This is a genomic window from Adlercreutzia mucosicola DSM 19490 (assembly GCF_000422625.1).
GTDB classification, from domain to species: Bacteria; Actinomycetota; Coriobacteriia; order Coriobacteriales; family Eggerthellaceae; genus Adlercreutzia; species Adlercreutzia mucosicola.
Genome location: NZ_AUGK01000017.1, coordinates 26,028 through 44,209, shown reverse-complemented (window position 1 = coordinate 44,209; position 18,182 = coordinate 26,028). Strand labels below are relative to the sequence as shown.

14 protein-coding genes are annotated in these 18,182 nt (G+C 64.1%); 9 read left to right on the top strand and 5 right to left on the bottom strand.

Going from position 1 to position 18,182, the window contains the following annotated elements:
• Positions 1-36 precede the first annotated feature (36 nt).
• The 5 genes from G503_RS0110090 (at position 37) to pdxR (ending at position 7,288) form a co-directional block, all read left to right on the top strand.
• Positions 37-1,635, top strand: a complete 1,599-nt coding sequence (locus tag G503_RS0110090) for a YfcC family protein (RefSeq protein WP_084636525.1) — start codon at positions 37-39, stop codon at positions 1,633-1,635.
• Between the two features lie 202 nt (positions 1,636-1,837).
• Positions 1,838-4,504 (top strand): molybdopterin-dependent oxidoreductase, encoded by a 2,667-nt coding sequence (locus tag G503_RS0110085; RefSeq protein ID WP_051191123.1) that lies wholly within the window; start codon positions 1,838-1,840, stop codon positions 4,502-4,504.
• Between the two features lie 13 nt (positions 4,505-4,517).
• The gene (locus G503_RS0110080; RefSeq protein ID WP_028027474.1) at positions 4,518-5,096 is read left to right on the top strand and encodes a 4Fe-4S dicluster domain-containing protein; all 579 of its coding nucleotides are present in this window, start codon (positions 4,518-4,520) and stop codon (positions 5,094-5,096) included.
• An 83-nt stretch (positions 5,097-5,179) separates the two neighbouring features.
• Entirely contained in the window at positions 5,180-5,863 is a 684-nt protein-coding gene (locus tag G503_RS0110075; RefSeq protein ID WP_084636521.1) for a TorD/DmsD family molecular chaperone, read from the top strand.
• Positions 5,864-5,884: 21 nt separating this feature from the next.
• Positions 5,885-7,288, top strand: a complete 1,404-nt coding sequence (gene pdxR, locus G503_RS0110070) for a MocR-like pyridoxine biosynthesis transcription factor PdxR (protein ID WP_028027472.1) — start codon at positions 5,885-5,887, stop codon at positions 7,286-7,288.
• Between the two features lie 413 nt (positions 7,289-7,701).
• Here the strand turns inward: pdxR and G503_RS0110065 are convergent, their stop codons facing one another.
• From G503_RS0110065 to map, 3 genes are all read right to left on the bottom strand, one after another.
• Positions 7,702-8,616 carry a hypothetical protein gene (locus G503_RS0110065; RefSeq protein WP_028027471.1) on the bottom strand — a complete coding sequence of 305 codons (915 nt, stop codon included), beginning with the start codon at positions 8,614-8,616 and terminating at the stop codon, positions 7,702-7,704.
• Between the two features lie 202 nt (positions 8,617-8,818).
• Positions 8,819-9,934, bottom strand: a complete 1,116-nt coding sequence (locus tag G503_RS14765) for a helix-turn-helix transcriptional regulator (RefSeq protein WP_051191122.1) — start codon at positions 9,932-9,934, stop codon at positions 8,819-8,821.
• 365 nt (positions 9,935-10,299) lie between these two features.
• Positions 10,300-11,184 carry a type I methionyl aminopeptidase gene (map, locus tag G503_RS0110055; RefSeq protein WP_028027470.1) on the bottom strand — a complete coding sequence of 295 codons (885 nt, stop codon included), beginning with the start codon at positions 11,182-11,184 and terminating at the stop codon, positions 10,300-10,302.
• A gap of 231 nt (positions 11,185-11,415) precedes the next feature.
• Here map and G503_RS0110050 point away from each other — a divergent pair, with 231 nt between their 5' ends.
• Together G503_RS0110050 and G503_RS0110045 are read left to right on the top strand one after the other, a co-directional pair.
• Positions 11,416-12,747: an MFS transporter gene (locus G503_RS0110050; RefSeq protein ID WP_156891995.1), complete on the top strand. Its 1,332-nt coding sequence runs from the start codon at positions 11,416-11,418 to the stop codon at positions 12,745-12,747.
• Positions 12,748-13,070: 323 nt separating this feature from the next.
• Positions 13,071-13,952 (top strand): DUF4013 domain-containing protein, encoded by an 882-nt coding sequence (locus G503_RS0110045; protein ID WP_028027468.1) that lies wholly within the window; start codon positions 13,071-13,073, stop codon positions 13,950-13,952.
• A 233-nt stretch (positions 13,953-14,185) separates the two neighbouring features.
• Here G503_RS0110045 and G503_RS0110040 read toward each other — a convergent pair whose 3' ends face one another.
• The gene (locus G503_RS0110040; RefSeq protein ID WP_028027467.1) at positions 14,186-15,511 is read right to left on the bottom strand and encodes a hypothetical protein; all 1,326 of its coding nucleotides are present in this window, start codon (positions 15,509-15,511) and stop codon (positions 14,186-14,188) included.
• A 103-nt stretch (positions 15,512-15,614) separates the two neighbouring features.
• Positions 15,615-16,043: a hypothetical protein gene (locus G503_RS0110035; protein WP_028027466.1), complete on the bottom strand. Its 429-nt coding sequence runs from the start codon at positions 16,041-16,043 to the stop codon at positions 15,615-15,617.
• A gap of 115 nt (positions 16,044-16,158) precedes the next feature.
• Between G503_RS0110035 and G503_RS0110030 the strand changes: the two genes are divergently transcribed.
• Together G503_RS0110030 and G503_RS0110025 are read left to right on the top strand one after the other, a co-directional pair.
• Complete coding sequence (locus G503_RS0110030) at positions 16,159-17,367, top strand: putative ABC transporter permease (RefSeq protein WP_051191121.1); 1,209 nt, start codon at positions 16,159-16,161, stop codon at positions 17,365-17,367.
• Positions 17,368-17,375: 8 nt separating this feature from the next.
• Positions 17,376-18,140: a DnaJ domain-containing protein gene (locus tag G503_RS0110025; protein WP_028027464.1), complete on the top strand. Its 765-nt coding sequence runs from the start codon at positions 17,376-17,378 to the stop codon at positions 18,138-18,140.
• The last annotated feature ends 42 nt before the right edge of the window (positions 18,141-18,182 follow it).

Sequence of the window (18,182 nt, the reverse complement as noted above, 5' to 3'; positions counted from 1 at the left end):
CCTACCCTCTGCCCCCGAGTTAGATAGGAGATCGACATGGCCGAAGCAACCATGGAGGGTGTTCCCCTGGACGCGGAGCAAGCTCCGAAGGAAAAGAAGGAGAAGAAGAAGCGCAAGTTCTCCTTCCCCTCGGCGTTCACGATTCTGTTCATCGTGACCATTATCGCCGTGATCTGCACGTGGTTCGTGCCCGCGGGCCAGTATTCCAAGCTGCTGTACGATGCCGACAGCGGCAAGTTGGAGATGACCTCGCCTACCGGCGAGGTGTCCACCCTGGACGCGACCCAGGAAACTCTTGACGAGCTGGGCGTGAAGATCAGCATCGATCAGTTCACGAGCGGCGCCATCACCAAGGCTGTGTCGATCCCCGGTACCTACGAGGGCCTCGATCAGCACCCGGTGTCCATAGCCGATATCCCCTATTCCATGGTATGGGGCGTCATCGACGGCATCGACGTCATGGTGTTCATCCTGTGCTTGGGTGGCCTCATCGGCGTGGTGAAAGTCACCGGTGCCTTCGAGAGCGGGCTCTCGGCCCTGACGAAGAAGACCAAGGGTCGCGAGTTCCTGCTCGTCTTCGGCGTGTCGGTGTTCATGATCTTCGGCGGCACCATGTGCGGCCTGGAGGAGGAGGCCGTGGCCTTCTATCCGATTCTGGCACCCATATTCATCGCGCTCGGCTACGACTCCATCGTGGTCGTGGGAGCGATCTTCATGGCCGGCTCCATCGGCACGACGTTTTCCACGGTGAATCCCTTCTCGGCCGTTATCGCATCGAATGCGGCGGGCACCGTGTTCACCGAGGGCATTGCCGTGCGCGCATTCGCCCTGGTGGTGGGCGGTATCGTCTTCTTGCTGTACCTGCACTGGTACGCCAAGAAGGTGAAGGCCGATCCGAAATTCAGCTACTCCTACGAGGATCGCGAGAAGTTCAATGCCCAGTGGGAGCTGGACGACAACAGCGCAGCGGCTCATGAGTTCTCGATCCGCAAGAAGATCGTGCTGGTGATCTTTGTTATGGCCTTCATCATCATGATCATCGGCGTTATGAACCTCGGCTGGTGGTTCCCGCAGATGGCGGCCGAGTTCGTGACCCTGTCTATTCTGGTGATGTTCATCGGCGGCACGGGCAAGGACGGCGTGGGAGAGGCGAAGATGGTGGACGCCTTCGGCTCTGGCGCATCGAGCTTGGTGCCCGTGGCCCTCATCATCGGCCTGGCTCGCGGTGTGAATCATGTGCTCACCGAGGGCATGATCAGCGACACCATGCTGAATGCCGCGTCGAACATGGTCACCGGCATGAGCGGCCCGATGTTCGTGATCTGCTTGCTGCTGATCTTCTTCGTGCTCGGATTTGTGGTGCCCTCCTCTAGTGGCCTGGCCGTGCTGTCGATGCCCATCTTCGCGCCGCTGGCCGACACCGTGGGCATTCCGCGCTGGATCATCGTGGCCGCCTACCAGTTCGGTCAGTACGCCATGCTCTACATCGCGCCGACTGGCCTGGTGATGGCGACCTTGCAGATGCTGGACATGAAGATGTCCCACTGGTTCAAGTTCGTATGGCCCATGATGGTGTTCACCCTGGTGTTCGGTGCTATCCTGCTGAGCATCTGCTCCGTGGTGTTCGCCGCCTAACGCCGCGCATCGGCATAGAGCGTCCCTGTATCTCTCTGCCATGAGGCCCTCCCCGCTATGCCGGAGAGGGCCTCGCCTTTTGAGGAAGGGGCCATCTGTCCTCTCGAAGAAACCGAAACTGCCCCTGTGGCTTGTGTCTTTCCGCTTCGTACCATGCGCGATGGAAGGAAACCCTTCCACCCTTTTGGAGAGAGGAGAGGAAATGACTGACGACCGATTCGCGCAGCGAGAGCCGGCTATGGACCGCCGTGCGTTTGTGGCTGCCTCGACGGCGGCTGCGGCGGGCCTGTCCCTGGCTGGATGCGCGCCCTCGGTGGAGAAGATGGCCGAAACCGGCGATGCGCCATCTGAGCCGCAGGAGCAGGCGGGGGTGTGGACGACGATCTCCTGCATGCAGTCGTGCGGCGGCCGCTGTCTGAACAAGGCGCTCGTGGAAGACGGCGTCATCTTGCGTCAGAAGACCGATGACACCCACGAGGACAGCCAGGAGTTCCCCCAGCAGCGCGGTTGCCTGCGCGGGCGTGCTATCGGGGAGATGGCGTTCGGGGCCGACCGCATCAAGTATCCCCTGAAGCGCAAGGGCTGGCAGCCGGGGGGCAAGAACTTCCATCCCGAGTTGCGTGGCCGCGACGAATGGGAGCGCATTAGCTGGGATGAGGCTATTCGGTATGTCGCCGACGAGACTAAGCGCATTTACTCGACCTACGGTCCGCGCTCCGTGCTCGTGCCCAGTGCCTTTGGCAGCGCGCTGCACGGCTATCTCGGGGGTTATGTGGGCATGTGGGATACGAACTCCCAGGGCTCGGCTCGCCTCGGGCCCTCGAAGCTCGGCCTCACCGACAACGCGAAGCGCGGTCAGTGCAACGATCGCTACGACATGGCGACCAATGCCGAGACCATCGTGTTGTACGGTTGCAACCCCGCATGGTCGGCCATGGGATCTCCCACGTGGCATTTCCTGGCCGCCAAAGAGCGCGGCGCCCAGTTTGTTTTCGTGGGGCCCACTTACAATGCCAGTGCCAGCATGCTGGAAGCGCGCTGGGTTCGCACGCGTCCCGGCACCGATACCGCCTTGCTGCTTGCCGTGGCCTACGAGATGGTGCGACAGGACGAGGCTGGCGAGGGCCTTATCGATTGGGATTTCCTGCATACCTACTGCATCGGTTTCGATGAGGAGAGCCCCTCTCGGGACGGCGAGCACTTCCTCGGCTACGTGCGCGGCGACTACGACGGTGTTCCCAAGACGCCCGAGTGGGCGAGCGAGATATGCGGCACCCCCGCCGAGGACATCACGTGGTTTGCTCGCGAGCTCGGCTGCGACAAGGCTGTCTTCATCGCAAGCTCCTTCGCGGCCTACCGCTGCAACGGCGCCGAGGACCTGCCCCAGCTGATGATGACCGTCGGCGCTATGGGCGGCCACTTCGGAAAGCCCGGGCATGCTTGCGGCGTCTACTATGCTGACAGCGCCTCAGACGGTCCGGTAAACCTCATTCTCACCGGCGGCTCGGGCGAGGCCGAGGCTGCCGAGGCGCTGGGCGTGGATGGTCCCGACTTCGGTTTCGAGGCCCCCGACGACCTCATCGGCTCCTCGGAGTTGTGGCGGGCGGTGGCCACCGGCTCCTACCGTTTTGTCGGCAACCCGTGCGGCATCGACGTCGTGCCCGGCGAGGAGCGCACCATCGACATCCGCATGATCGAGAACGGAAACTGGTCGCCCATGCGCTCTCTGCTCGACACCAACCAAGCCGTGGAGGCGCTGCGCAGCGACCGGGTGGAGTTTGTTGTGAACCGCAGCTTCGTTCCGCGCCTCGATGCCCAGTACGCCGATATCATCTTGCCGCTCTGCAGCGACTTGGAGCGCGACGGCGGCACGCTCATGGGCACGGGCGATGGGGGTCGCGAGGTCGTGTTCTGCTATTCGCAGGTCTGCGAGCCGGTCTACGAGTCGAAATCGAGCGATGAGATAGACAACCTGATTCTCGAGGCTATGGGCTACGACCACCGCGGGCTGCATCCCCTGTCGGAGCGGCAGAAGACCTTCAACGAGATTGCCGGCACCACGGTGGCCGACGGCTCTGCGGACAACCAGGTAACCCTGGTATCCATCACCCAGGAGGATATCGACGCCTGGGGGGTGGAGGGCACCCCGCAGGAGGGCCTTATCTCGTGGAGCGAGTTCCGAGAGAAAGGCGTCTACCAGATTCCGCGGTCCTCGGCCGATGACGGCTACGGCTATATCGCCTACGAGGATTTTATCGCCGACCCCCAAAAGAACCCGCGCGAAAGCGAGAGCGGCAAGTTCGAGATCTGCTGCCAGTGGAAGGCCGATGCCCTGAACGCCATGGGGTACTCCGAGGATACGTACAAGCCCTATCCCACCTACCATGTGCCCGTCGAGGGCTTCGAGCAGACTTTCGACGATTGGGGAGCCAAAAAGAAGGGTGATTACCCCTTCCAGTGCTACAACCCCCACTATATGCGCTTCGCCAACGGGGTGTTCGGAAACACCATGATGTTGGCAAGCATTCTCGAGCACCCGGTCTTTATGAACAACGAGGATGCGACGGCTTTGGGTATCGAAGACGGAGACACGGTGCTCGTTTCCAGTCGATACGGCTCGGTGCTGCGCCATGCCAGCCTCTCGCCGCTGACGATGCCCGGCTGCGTGGGGCTGCCCAACGGCGCCTGGGCTCAATTAGACGAGAGCGGCGTGGATGTTGCCGGTGCGGTGAACTCCCTTACGGGGTCGGTGTGCGTCGGCATGGGCACGGCGGGCTACAACACGCTCAACGTGAAGGTCGAGCCATATGCCGGAGCCGCTTTGAGGGCAGATGCGGCTGCCCAAGTGGTTCTTGCCGCGAACGAGTAAGAAGGGGATTGCCATGAGAAAAGGTTTTTATTTCGACGAGAGCGCCTGCGTTGGCTGCCGTACGTGCCAGGCGGCTTGCATCGAGGCTCACGATGTCCCGTTGGGGGTGTCGTTTCGCCGGGTGTTCAGCCTGACGGGCGGCGCCTATCCCGAAGCGTCCATGTTTCACGTGAGCTTGGGGTGCAACCACTGCGAGTCGCCGGCCTGCGTTGAGGTGTGCCCCGCCGGCGCCATGGCCGTGGACGAGGCGGATGGTACCATCCAGCACGACGACGAGGTGTGCATCGGCTGCCAGTCTTGCGTGAAGGCATGTCCCTACGGGACGCCGCAGTTCCGCGACGATTTGAAGATCGTGCAGAAATGCGATGGCTGCCTCGGCTTTCGCGAGCAGGGGGAAGACCCTGTCTGCGTGGCCGCTTGCACCATGCGCGCGCTGAGGTTCGGAGATATCGAGGAGCTGCGCGCCCAGTATGGCGGGGAATGCGTGTCCGAGCTGCCGTGCATGCCTTCCGCTAGCGAGACGACCCCCTCGCTGATTATGCGGGCGAAGGCCGTTGCCCTTGAGAACGAGGGCTCGGCGTTTACCGTATAGGCACCCCTCCTCGGGCCGTGCGGCGGACGAGGCGTCTTGTCCTCGGCTGCCGCACGGCCGATTCCCGTTTCGTCAAAGGAGTGATGATGGAAATCGCTCATGCCGACATGATCGAGACCGAAGCGCTTGCCGAGCAGGCGGCCGCGCGCCACTACCTCTACCAGTTGCTTGCCCGCGTGTTCGCCGAAGAGCCCGATGACGCCTTGCGGGAAGCGCTGTCGTCGCCGCTGACGGCGCAGGCTTGGCGATGCCTGGTGGAAGCGGGGGCTGTGGAGAAATGCGGCGAGCTCGATTCTGATCTGCGGCGCTCCGATCTGGCGGCGGCCCTGTCTCGCCCCGAATACACAAGGCTGTTCCTCGGCCCTGGCGTCTTGCCGGTGCCTCCTTGGGAATCGGCGCACACGGCCGGCTCGCGGGGGCTGTTCTCCCGTGACACCTTGTCGGTGCGAAAGTTCTACGCATCCTTCGGATACCGCGTTCAGGGTTATCCGCGGGTCTCCGAAGATTTTCTTGCTACGGAGTTGTATTTCGTGGCAGCTCTGTGCCGGGAAGAGCTCTATGCTCTGAGCGAGGGGGACGACGCCGCTGTTACCCGTGCGAGAGGGACTCGGCAGAGGTTTCTGCGCGAGCACGTGGGGCGGTGGATCGGCACGTTCTCCGTTCGCCTGTCGGCACAGGAGCCGTCTTCGGCTTATGCGGCGCTCGCCCAGGTGGCGAGCACCCTGGTGCAGGGAGATGGCTCGCGAGCGGAAAACGCCTTACAATAGACCCGAGAAGAGGGGGCGGGCATGATTTCCATTGAGCGAAGTTCGGCAACACCGGCCTACGTCCAGTTGTACGAGGGCTTGCGCGAAGACATTGTGCGCGGCATTTACGAGCCCGACGCAAAGTTGCCTTCGGTGCGCTATGTGGCGGAAGAGCTGGGCGTTTCGCGCAACACCGTGGATAAGGCCTACCAGCAGCTCTACGCCGAGGGCTATGTCGTGTCCCGGAACCGCTCGGGTTATTACGTCGATCCGGCTATGCCGACGGAAGGATGCGGGGCCGATTGGCCCGAGCGTTCGGAGGGCATTTTGGCAGAGATGCTCAAGGCCCCCGCAGACCCCCCGGTTCCCTACGACTTCTTTTACGGAAGCCTTCCAACGGAGCTGTTTCCCGCTGAAGCGCTGCGCAAGGCGGTGGGGGAGGCGCTGTGCTCCCTAGAGGGTTCCAACGATTATTCCGACGAGTTCGGGTTGCTCTCGTTGCGCGAATCTCTGAGCGGCTATCTTGGCCGCGCCCGCAGCGTGCGGTGCTCGGCCGGGCAGATTGCCATCCAATCGGGAACGCGGGACGGCATTGAGCGGCTCATGCACCTGTTCGATCCTGAGCGCCATATTGTCGCTATCGAGCAGCCGGGTTTTGCCGGTGTGGCGCAGGTGCTTGCAAGCAACCGGTTCTCGATAGCCTCGCTTGATGTGTCGTCAAGCGAGGCGTTCTTCGGCGATTTGGAGCGCAGCGGCGCAAAGATCGTATTCGTGACCCCTTCCCATCAGTTTCCCACGGGGCGTATCATGTCCTACGCGGATCGGATGCGGCTTATTGAATGGGCCCATGCCCAGGGGGCTTTTATCCTCGAAGACGATTACGATAGCGAATACCGATACCAGGAGCGTCCCATACCTTCGCTTCAATCCTTGGACCGCTACGGATGCGTCATCTACACGGGCACATTTTCCAAGGCCTTCTCGCCGGCTATGCGGGTGAGTTATCTCGTACTGCCTCCTGAGCTTGTAGGGCCTTACCGCGATCGAATGAGGTCGTACTGGTGTCCTGTCTCATGGGTCACGCAGAAAGCCCTGGGCGTTATGCTCGGGAATGGCTTCTATGAAAAGCACGTGCGGCGGCAGGTGAAGTACCATCGCACGTCCCAACGACTTCTCATAGGGGCGCTCCATGAGGCCTTCGGCGATAAGGTTGCCATCGACGGAGAAGGAGCGGGACTGCATCTGTGGCTCCATGTGGACGATGCTCGTCCAACTGAGGAGCTGATAGCCTTGGGACTTGAGGAGGGCGTGCGGGTGTATCCTTCACATCCTTATTGGGTTGACGCGAAGAAAGCGCAGCCAGGAACGTTGCTCATGGGCTACTCTGCCATTTCCCATCGCCTCATTGCCCCCGGCATCCGCGCCTTGGCTCGTGCTTGGCGCTGAAGGCGCCTGCTCTCGAGCAGAGCACGTCTTTGGGCTTCTTCATCCAGAGGAGCGCCTTGCAAACCATGGCCCCGAGAAAAGACAAAGGGTTCTGTCCCCTCCAAAAACAGAACCCTCATCTATTTGAAGCTTGTGAGCTTCCTCGTAAGTTGGAAACCATTATACCAGCATCATAGAAAAAGCAAAACAAAAACTTCAACCGTTACTTTTCTCTTCAGCGGTTTGAGGAGGGGGCGATGCGAAGGAAGAGCGCCCCGCAGAGGAGGGTGGGTCGAAGTGGCGAATGCTCCGTAGGGTCCCCGGGGTCTCCCGGGCGGGGGCGGCCAGTCTGGGGGCCCTACGGAAGCGCCATGCCGCAGAGCTGCCCTTCGCCACGGCGCGCGGGGGATCGCGTTCCGGGGCGGGACGGCGTTTTAGCGGTCAAGCTGGGGCTTGCAGGCGCGCTTGGTGAGTTTGGCACCGAAGGCGCAGATGTCGGCGGCACCAAGGCCGATGAGCAGCATGGAGAAGCCGGCCTTCAGCACCTGGGCGGCAGTGGCCCCGGCATTGGTGAAGGCCTGGTTGCCGCCGAAGTGCGACGGATCGTAGAACTCGCTGATTTCAGCGGGGGTGTAGAAGGCCAGCATGCACAGGCCGAATACGATCATGATGGCGCCGACGGCCATGCCGCAGATGAGGAAGATGCGCTGGGGGTCGAGGCCCTCACGCGATTTCTTCAGGGCTGCGGCCGTAACGGCAGCTTGGGGAGTATAGGCTGGGGGCACCGGTGCGGCGGTTCCCGACGCGGCTGCCGAAGTGGCGCTCGGTGCACCGTAGGCCGCCTGGTAGGCCGCCTGGGAGGCGGCGACCGAGGACGGAGCCGTCGGCGCGCCGTATCCGGCCTCAGGGGGTTGCGGGGCGGCGTAATAGGGCATTGCGGGCTGTTCTGTGCGGATGGGCTGGCCCGGGTAGGCCTGATTCAGGGCCTCCTGCTCCATGGCGCGACCTTGGAATCCGTAGCCTTCCTGGGTGGGCGGTACGAAGGGTGCAGCCGCAGCGGCCGTCGTCGACTCGGCCCCGGCCGCCCCAGCCACGGCGCCGGCGCTCGCCGCGCCCTCCAGCGGTACGGGATCGTTGGTCACGGCCGGTTCGAGGGGGTTCAATGCTTGGGATTGCAGGACCTCGCCCAGCATCTCGCTCGTATCGCCTGCGGCGGCGGTGACGGGGTCGCTGATAGGAGTGGCAGGATTGGTGGGATAAGTGCTCGCGAGGGACTCCTGTTCCAGGGTGCGCCCCTCGGCGGTGTAGCCGTCGGAGACCGGGGGCGCCGGATTGGTGTTTTCAGCCATGGTGGCTCCTCTCAGGGGAAGGTGTCAGCAAGTGCTTCCCAGCATAGGACCCCTCAAGCCGTTTGCGCCGAGCCGCTCGGTAAGCGTATGGCGACCGTAGGATTTCCGCCATCGTTTCGCCAGAAGCCGTGGCCGCCCCGTGAAAAGGGGCGGCCACTGTGGGTCTTGGTGCTGTGTCGGTGCGAAGGGCCCGGATCGCTTCCTAGGCCGCGGGATCGTCTTTGATGAAGGTGGACACGGCGATGCCGACCACGCCGCACAAAAGGCCGCCGACGAACCAGGCCATCCAGAAGTAGGCCGTGTGCCACTGGGGCACGAGCAGCAGCGCCATGCCCACTATGGTGGCAATGATCATGATGATGCCGCACAGACCACTCGTGAGCTGGCTCTTGCGATGGCGTCGTTCCAGGCGCGCCCGGGCGCGGGCAATTTCCGCATCCGAGGCGTTCGGTATGCCCAACAGCTCGCAGATCTGCTCGTCGGTGTACAAGCCGCGCAGCTGGGCTGCGTCCGATTCGCGGAGGTACTTCCACGTGTCGCTTTCGGCCATGGCTTGCTCGCGGGCCTCGTTGTAGTTGGCGACGTTCACGCGGGACAGCAGGATGGAGGCGCGCACGATGAGCCATGCGCCTGCGGCGAGGAGGGCCACCATCGCGGCGGAGGCGATGCCCTCGGCAAGGGCGCCGTGGCCGTCGGAGAAGCTCGCGGCGACAACGCCGACGAACAGGAGGAGAAGCCCCGCCACGAGGCTGATAGAGAAGGTGCGCTGGGTCTCGCGGCGGTCGTCGGCTGTGTAGAAGTCCTGGATGTAGGGGTGGTTGCGCTGGAACTCGCTGTGCCGGAAGATGGCGGGGAGGATAAGCGCGAGCCAGATGCCGATGCCTGCGAACAGGGGGATGAGCCCCAGGGCCTCCAGGTTCGGGGCGAAGCACTCGGCGAGGGTGCCGACGAGGATGAGCAGCGACACGCCGACCAGCAAGGCGCCCACGCCCGCGGCGATGCGGTTGGCGAAGGCGCGCATGTGCTCGTCGTAGCCGCATACGTCCTGAGGCGGGCCGCCCGCGCTCTGTCGCATGGCGTCGGCGGCGGCCTGGGCCCGCGGGGTGGGGGAGGTGGCAGTCAGGTCGCCCGTCACCAGGTCGTCCAAGGTGCAGTCGAATATCTGGCACAGCTTCAGCAGCTTGTCCATCTCGGGGTAGGCGCGCTCGGCCTCCCATTTGGTGACGGATTGGCGGCTCACGCCCACCATCATGGCCAGCTGCTCTTGGGTCATGGCGTGGGTGGCGCGTAGATACTGCAGGTTGTCTCGGAAACTCATAGCGGGTCCTCTCGGGGTGAATATGCGATCGGTCAGGCGGTGTCGACGCATTCCACTCTACGGTAGCCGGCGAGCCGAATCCACCAACTTGCGGCATCATTTTCAAGCGCCCTGCGGTTGCCAACCCCAGGTCAGGCCAACGCTTCGGTGTCGAGCGCGGCAGAGGGACGCGGTTCCGTGGCCGACTTCGCGCTCATCCCCTTCCGAACGCGATCATAGCAATAGCGAAGATAACGCACGCATCTCGGTACCATCCCGTAATCGCTGATGCTGAAGGGGAAGCTATTGCTTAACAATCGCGTTCTCCAGGGGGCGCTCAGACGTCCCCGGAACCGCGTCCCTCTGCCGCGCTCGACGGCGGCTTCTTACCAGCTGAGCAGCTCGTAGCCGTCCTCGGTGATGACGATCTGCACTTCCCACTGGGCCGTGAGCGACTTGTCGGCCGTGCGCACGGTCCAGCCATTGGGGTCGGTCATGTCGATCTCCTGGGCGCCGGCGTTGATCATGGGCTCGATGGTGAACATCATGCCCGGCACCATGATGGGGCCTTCTCCCGGCTCGGTGACGAAGCTGACGAAGGGATCCTCGTGGAATTCCAGGCCGATGCCGTGGCCGCCGAACTCGCGCACCACCGTGTAGCCGTGGGCCTTCGCGTACTCGTTCACCGCGGCGCCCACATCGCCCAAATGCCCCCAGGGCTTCACGGCTTTCAATCCTTCCTCCACGGCTTCCTTGGTCACGCGCACCAGGTCGGCGGCTTCGGGCGATACCTCGCCGATGCAGAACATGCGGGAGGAATCGGAGAAGTAGCCGTCCAGGATGGTGGAGCAGTCCACGTTCACGATGTCGCCCTCGGCGAGCACCTCGTCGGCGCTCGGAATGCCGTGGCACACCACCTCGTTGGCGGAGGTGCACACGCTTTTCGGGAAGCCCTCGTAGTTGAGCGGCGCGGGGATGGCCCCGTGCTCGACGGTATAGTCGTGCACCCATGTATCGATCTGCTCGGTGGTCACGCCGGGCCCGATGCGCTCGGCCACGTAATCGAGCGCGCCCACGTTCACGGCAGCCGAGCGCTTCACGCCCTCGATGTCGGCGGCGGTCTTCAGCAGATCGCGGCTCGGCACGTCCTCGCCGGCCTCGAAGAGCCCTTCCAGGCGCTCGTCGAAATCGAGGTGGCACTTCTTGTACTTCTTGCCGCTGCCGCACCAGCACTCGTCGTTGCGGCCGGGGCTCGTCAGTCCATCGTACATAGGTGATGCTCCTTGAAATAGGCTTGCTCGGTGAAAAGTTCGCCGCCTATGGTACTACAAGTTGGCGGCTAGGACCGTCCTCTTGTGGGGGCGTCCAACGGGGCGGCCGGCTTCTTGGCGGGTTCTCCTTCCGCGAGGTGCGGGCGGCGTGGTACCCTGATAACGTGCGCTCGGCTGGTTGGCCGGGCGTCTCTTGTCGAGGATTGCACGGACGAAAGCGAGGTGAAGGTCATGGCGGCGGTGAGTCCCGGTGTGTACAAGAAGGTGCTGCAGGTGCGATCGGCCTACGCCTTCGACATCGCCTGCCTGCTCATGCGCTTCTTCGGCGCCATGCTGAACATCGGCGTGGTGACCATGCTCACCCTGTCGGGGTACTCGTTTCTCACGGCAGGGCTGGCCTCGTCGCTGATCGCGCTGTCCATCTTCGTGGTAACGCCGCGGGTGTCCAAGCGCATCGACGAGCGCGGGCAGTCGGCCGTGGTGCCCAAGGCGGCCGCTGTGTCGCTGCTCGGCCTGGTCGTTCTAGTGGGGAACACGGCAGTGCACGGACCGGTGTGGCCGCTGTTCGTGGGTGCGCTGCTCGTGGGATTCTACCCGAGCCCCCAGGCCATGGCCCGTGCGCGGTGGACCTATCTGATTCGGTCGGGGAAGCTGGGCGAGGCGGCTCCCGATCTGCGCACCATGTTCTCCTACGAGAGCGTGCTGGACGACATGGCGTTCATCTTCAGCCCGTCTATCTCCATCGCCCTGGCGGCGGCCATCGTGCCGACGGCGGGCATGATTGCAGGTGGGGCCGCCTTTGCCGTGGGCGTGGCACTCTTGTGCGCGTCGAAGTCCACCGAGCCGGTGCCCGGCTGGTCGGACAACCTGGCCGAGGGCGCGCAGACTGCTGCTGCCGAGGTGGAGGGCGAGCCGGCGGCGGTGGGCGCGGGGGCGGGTCGCTCGGTGCCCAAGAAGAGCCTCATGCGCACGTCGCCGGCGGTGCGGGTGCTGTTTATCATCTATGCCTTCGCCGGGGCCTTCTTGGGTCTGTTCGACACGGCGACGGTGTCGCTGGCTGAAGATTTGCACAGCCCCGATTTTGCCGGGACCGTGCTCATGGCCTCTGGTGCGGTGTCCATGGTTGTGGGGTTCTTGTTCGGCATGGTGCGCTTGCGGGCGCCCCTGGCCAAGCAGCTGGTGGTGGCCGCCTGCGCTTTGGGGCTGTCTTTCGGCACCATGTTCTTCATCAATTCGGCACCCTCGCTTATGGTGGTGGCGCTGATCGGGGCGGCCACCTATTCGCCGCTGCTGATCGTGGCCAACGGCGTGTGCGAGCGAGCCGTGCCCGACGCCCGTCTGACCGAGGCCATCACCTGGCTGAATGCCGGCTACACCTGCGGCGCGGCCTTCGGGCCCACTACGGCCGGGGCCATTATCGACCTGTTCGGCACCATGGCCTCCTTCAAGGTGGGTGCCGTGCTGTGCCTGGGGATGCCCTTAACCGCGCTTCTGTGCTACCGCATCGTGAAGCGCAACATTCGCCCCGCCTATACGGTTATGGAGAGGCGCGAGCTGTCGTAAGGGGAGGCCGAGCGGACGGCCGACGGGCGGTTGAGCGGGCGGGCTGAAACCCGCCCCTGCAAGTGCTTGGCATCCGGCATGGACACGGAACTCGGCAGGCTCCGTAGGGCCGCGGGCTTCAGCTCGCCCGCGATCCCCGCTCTCTGCTGAAAAGATGACGATTCCGCTACTGATTGTGCGTCAGTAAGTTCGGGCTGTCACAATGGGGACGCGACGATGCCAGCCATTTGGCGCGACGACGCGGACGGACGCATTCTCGCGCGAAACGAGCTGACCGCCGCCCTGGTGAGGCGGGTGCTGCCCGCAGAAGAGAAAGGATCGTCATGGATCAAATGAACTACACGGCTCCTCAGCCGCAGCCGACGCAGCCGGCGTACGCCCAGGGCTGCCTCGGCGCCGCCTGGGCCGACATCAAGGCGACGCCGGGCTACGTCGGCAAACTTGTGGTGCTCGGCCTGATCATGTGCGTGCCCATTCTGAACTTCGTGGTGCTGGGCTATCTGCTGCACTGGGCCCGCGAGGTTCCCTTCGGCGGCCGCACGCCGCTGCCCGTCCAGCGCGTGACCGGCAAGAACTTCGAGTTCGGCTTCTACGCTTTTGTGATCGCGCTGGCGGTGAGCATCGTCATGAGTGTGGTCGGCATGATTCTGGGCATCATTCCCATTCTGGGATGGCTCGTCTATATGGCTCTGTCGCTGGCGGCCATGGCCGTTATCGCGCTGATGCAGATGCGCATGATCATGGGCTACAGCATCGGTGATGGCTTCAACGTGAAGGATCTCTGGAAGGTGGCCCAGCGCAACATCGGTCAGCTGCTGCTGGTGACGCTGGTGCCGGGGTTGGTGGTCAGCTTCGTTGTGGGCATCGTGGGCGGTGTGATCATGTTCGTGGCCATGCTACTGGGCCTGGGCGGCGCGCTGCCTTCTATCGTGTCGTCGTCCTCTGTGGGTACGGCTTCGATGACGGATGCGCTGGCCATCATGAGCTTCATTCTCGGCCCGGCGCTGCTTGCCGGACTGGTCGTGTACGTGCTGGCCATGATCGCTGAAACCGTGGCCAATACGATTACGCTGCGCGGTCTCGGCCATTGGGTGGCCCGCTATGCTCCCGAGTGGACGGCCTTGGCGCCTGTGGTGCCTCCGACTCAGCCCGTGCAGCCCACTACGCCTACTTATCCCCAGAATCCGGGCGCGCCGCTGCAGTAGCGAGCTCGGCTCGCATGAAAAGAGCGACCCGCGTTGGTGGCGCGGGTCGCTCTTCTTGTGTCTGGGGGAGGGAGGGCTGAAGCCCTCGCCTGCGAAAGGGCCTCCAGTCTGCAACGCCGACATCCTTTCCAACGTACCGCGCTGCCGTAGGGGCGGCCTTTAGGCCGCCTGCCGCGACCCATTGCTTGAGGCCCCCCAACTCTCCTGCTCGGCGCAGACTGGCCGCCGCCCTGTTACTCCACGTGGATCTCCATGGCCTTGATGCCGGCGGGGCACCAGTTGGTGAGGAAGTTCTCATCCAGCGGCCCCTTCACGTCGGCCTTGCGGCCAATGAGGCTGTTCTTCTCATCCTCGGTCACGTTGGGGCCCAGGGCCACGGCCATGGTGGTCAGGTGGTAGGCCGTGCCGTTCAGCGTCATGTCCAGCGGGCGCGTCAGGCGCAGCACCAGCTGCACCGAGCCGCCGGCGTCCAGATTGGCCGCACCGTTGGTGTAGTTGTTGCCCTTGGCCAGCTCGCCGGTGTTCTCCACAGCCTCCAGGGTGCCTGCGACGGCGATGGTGTCGCCGAAGTTCACGGCACCCAGATTCTGGGGCGAGGTGTCGGCGGGGGCCACCGTCGCCGCGGCGTTGGGATCGGGAATGCGGCTCGTCTGGGTGTCGATCTCGCCGGCGTCGGTCACGGTGACGAGCCAGCCCTGATCGTTGGACCAGGCCACGGTCATGCCCACGGTGCAGTTGCGCAGCTCGTCGATGGTGGAGCCGTCCTCCTGCTTCTGCTGGACGCTCTTCGACAGGTCGATGGTGATGGGGCCGCCGTCGATGGTGAGGTCAGCCGCAGTGCTGACCACCGTGGCGTCGGCCATGGCCTCGCCGTAGGTGGGATCATAGGCGGTCAGGATGGCGTTGCGGTTGTCCACGATCTCGGTGGCGCTGGCCGAGGCCAGGGGAATGGCCGTGGGGTCGCCCTGGGTCAGCTCGCCGGGCACCCAGGTCTCGCCTTCCACCGAATACTCGAAGGGCAGCGTGACGGGGACGTCGATCTCGATGCCCTTGTTCTTGAACACGGCCGTGGCCGTGGCGGTGCACGACACGATCTGGTTGCTGGGGGCGCCCAGGTCCACCGGCTCGTTCACCACGATGTCGGTGAACTTGGGGCCGATGAGCGCGTCTTGGGGCACGTAGGCGTAACGGGTGATGTCCGGGGCTTCCATGGTGACCTCGTCGAAGGCGGCGATCACGCGGGCGTCGGACAGCGGTACGCGCTGGACTTGCTCGGGGGTGGCACCCTTGGTGAAGACGCCCTGAGTGAACAGGAAGGCGCCGACGCCGGCCAGCACGAGCAGGGCGATCACCACGCCGACGACGACGGCGATGGTGCGGTTCTTCTGGCCGGTCTGGGCCTGGGCCGCCTCGGTGGCGCCATAGGCCTCCTTGGCCGCGCGGGCGGCTTCGGCCGGGCTGCCCGCGGTGCCGGACGTGGGGGCCGCTTCAGGGCCGGCGCTCTGAATGAAGGCGGCTGCCGCGTCGCGAGCGGCCTTCTGTGGATCGTGTTCAGTCATGAATCCTCCTGAAAAGTAGCGCGGCCGCATCCCCACGCGGCCAATGCCGTTTGATGTGCATTGTACAAGATCAGGAGGCCTTTGGGCGCAGATTTGCCAGAGTTTAGGCGGATGTGCGGTCGGCGTCCTTCCGCAGGTTGTTGGTAACCACTAGACAGATACCCATAAGGAACAGGTTGAAGATGAGCGATGTAGGCAGATCGTCGCCCGTGGCATAGCACAGGCCCAGGCCCACCACAGTGCCCACGATGCCGGCCATAGCCACAGTGTAGAGCGATGACAAGCGGCGGGGATTGCGCGAGGCGATGCGCCCGACGATGCCCGCGGCCAAGGTGATGCCGCTCGTCGCCACGGCGGCCACGCCCAAGGCCAGCATGGCAAGGGACAGCGTCGCCTCGGTGGGCGCGGACTCGGCGAAGGCCTGGTAGATGACGACGATGCCGGTGATGCAGCCGAACACGCCGCACAACATGAGCAGGTAGGAGAACATGCGGAGGTACCAGGTAGCGCTGTCGGTCTGCTCGGTAGTCACCGGCGCTCCTTTCCATAGGGTTCGGCCCGGCCTGCAAGGGTGTCAGATTGGTGCCATCTTACGGGTATGTTGTGGGCTTGAGGTCTGAATTCGGGGGTCATGATACCATAGCGCCATGGATTCTACGCTTCTTCAACAAACCCCCTTGCAGCCCGACCCCGGCATTGGGAGCGGGCAGGCGCGCACGCCGCTGGCCCTGAAGATATTCGGGGCGCTTCTGGTGGTGGGCGGCGCGCTGCTCATCCCTGAAGTGGTGCTGGTGTGGCTGGCCGTGGGCCAGGAATTCGTCAAGGGCTCGTTCAGCGACGAGTCGATGCTTACCGTCATTTTGTCGCTCATCCTGACGGCGGCGGTGTGCTTCGCCATCGTGTCGTCGGTGGTGCTCGGCATTCGCCTGTTGCGCGGCAAGCGCCGCCGCGCGCGGCTTCTGGCCGAGTCCATGGCCATCGCGCTGGTGGTGGCCCTCGCCTGCGACCTTATGTTGTTCGGCATCAACGAGGGTCTGTGGCCCCTGGGTGTCGCGGCCCTGGTGCTCGTGGTGGCCCACGTGTTCGTGGATCCCTCGCTGTCCGACGAGCGCGAACTGCAGCGCCGCCTGCGCCTCATGGAGACCCGCGAGGAAATGGAAGAGGGCACGCTGGGCTTGGACAAATCGGGCTCGGGCTTCATCGAGCTGGACTTCTTCAACCTGTTCTGGATCTTCGTTATCGCGAGTGTGGCCGGTGTGGTGATCGAGTCCATCTACCATGTGCTCGTGGTGGACTTCGGTCATTACGAGGATCGCGCCGGGCTTCTGTGGGGCCCGTTCTCGCCCATCTATGGCTTCGGGGCCCTGCTCATGACTTTGGCCCTGAACCGTTTCCACAACGCGCCCATTGCCGTGGTGTTTTTGGTGAGCGCGGTGATCGGAGGCGCCTTCGAGTACTTCGTCAGCTGGTTCATGGAATATGCCTTCGGTGCGGTGGCCTGGGACTACACCGGCACCTTCCTCAACATCAACGGGCGCACCAACTTCATGTTCATGTGCATGTGGGGTGCGCTCGGCGTGGTGTGGGTGAAGCTGGCCCTGCCGGCCCTGCTGCACACGGTGAACCTCATTCCCTGGCGCTGGCGCTACTCCATCACGGCGGTGTGCGCGGTGCTGATGATCTTCAACGGCGTGATGACGCTGGTGGCGCTGGACTGCTGGTACTCGCGGCTGGCGGGGGTGACGCCCGATAACGCGCTCGAGCAGTTCTGCGCCGAGCACTTCGACAACCAATGGATGGAGAACCGCTTCGAGTCCATGAGCATCAACCCCGACGCGGCCCATCGTTCTTCCTAGGAGCTTTCATGATTGACGACCCCTACGCGGTGCTGGGCGTGCCTCGTGATGCCTCGGCCGACGAGATCAAGAAGGCCTACCGCAAGAAGGCCCGAGAGAATCATCCCGATCTGAACCCCGATGATCCCGAGGCCGAGGAGCGCCTGAAAAAGATCAACGAGGCCTACGACCGCATCACCAATCCCGAGAAGTACGCCCGGGAAGATGCTCGCCGCCGCTACAGCGCCCCCTACAACCCGGGCTATACCGGCTACGGCGCGCCGGGTGGCAACCCCTTCGCCGGCGGTGCCGGGAGCGCAGGTACCGGGCCGGGCGGCTATCAGTACCAGTGGGTGGAAGTGAACTGGGAGGATATCTTCAACAGCTGGGCCCAGGCGAGCGCGGTGCCGCGGCCCGAGGTGTCGGCCACCGATTCGGCCGAGGTGCGCCAAGCGGTGCTGTTCATCGATGCCGGCAATTATCGGGCGGCGCTCTCGGTTTTGGCGGGGTTGCCTTTGGAGGCGCGCAACGGGCGCTGGTACTACCTGGCGGCGCTGGCGAACTACGGTGCCGGCAACACGGTGGCGGCCGTGGATCAGATTCGCGCCGCCCGCAAGGCCGATCCCACCAACGGCGACTATCGCCAGGCTGAGGCGGTGATCGGGGCTCGGGCCCGGGCCTATCAGCAGGAGAGCGAGCGTCGCGGGTTCTCGGGGGGCTGCGACCCTTCCGCCCTGTGCTGCTGCGCGCTGTGCGGCCCCACCTTCTGCCAGCCGTTTCTGTGCTGCTTGTAAAACATGGGGGAAGGCGTCCTGGAGATGGGATGGCTCATGGGC

What these genes read in the sequence shown, in the direction of transcription:
- G503_RS0110090 (WP_084636525.1), top strand. Translation starts at nt 37, where the DNA reads ATGGCCGAAGCAACCATGGAGGGTGTTCCCCTGGACGCGGAGCAAGCT.
- G503_RS0110085 (WP_051191123.1), top strand. Translation starts at nt 1,838, where the DNA reads ATGACTGACGACCGATTCGCGCAGCGAGAGCCGGCTATGGACCGCCGT.
- G503_RS0110080 (WP_028027474.1), top strand. Translation starts at nt 4,518, where the DNA reads ATGAGAAAAGGTTTTTATTTCGACGAGAGCGCCTGCGTTGGCTGCCGT.
- G503_RS0110075 (WP_084636521.1), top strand. Translation starts at nt 5,180, where the DNA reads ATGATGGAAATCGCTCATGCCGACATGATCGAGACCGAAGCGCTTGCC.
- pdxR (WP_028027472.1), top strand. Translation starts at nt 5,885, where the DNA reads ATGATTTCCATTGAGCGAAGTTCGGCAACACCGGCCTACGTCCAGTTG.
- G503_RS0110065 (WP_028027471.1), bottom strand. Translation starts at nt 8,616, where the DNA reads ATGGCTGAAAACACCAATCCGGCGCCCCCGGTCTCCGACGGCTACACC.
- G503_RS14765 (WP_051191122.1), bottom strand. Translation starts at nt 9,934, where the DNA reads ATGAGTTTCCGAGACAACCTGCAGTATCTACGCGCCACCCACGCCATG.
- map (WP_028027470.1), bottom strand. Translation starts at nt 11,184, where the DNA reads ATGTACGATGGACTGACGAGCCCCGGCCGCAACGACGAGTGCTGGTGC.
- G503_RS0110050 (WP_156891995.1), top strand. Translation starts at nt 11,416, where the DNA reads ATGGCGGCGGTGAGTCCCGGTGTGTACAAGAAGGTGCTGCAGGTGCGA.
- G503_RS0110045 (WP_028027468.1), top strand. Translation starts at nt 13,071, where the DNA reads ATGGATCAAATGAACTACACGGCTCCTCAGCCGCAGCCGACGCAGCCG.
- G503_RS0110040 (WP_028027467.1), bottom strand. Translation starts at nt 15,511, where the DNA reads ATGACTGAACACGATCCACAGAAGGCCGCTCGCGACGCGGCAGCCGCC.
- G503_RS0110030 (WP_051191121.1), top strand. Translation starts at nt 16,159, where the DNA reads ATGGATTCTACGCTTCTTCAACAAACCCCCTTGCAGCCCGACCCCGGC.
- G503_RS0110025 (WP_028027464.1), top strand. Translation starts at nt 17,376, where the DNA reads ATGATTGACGACCCCTACGCGGTGCTGGGCGTGCCTCGTGATGCCTCG.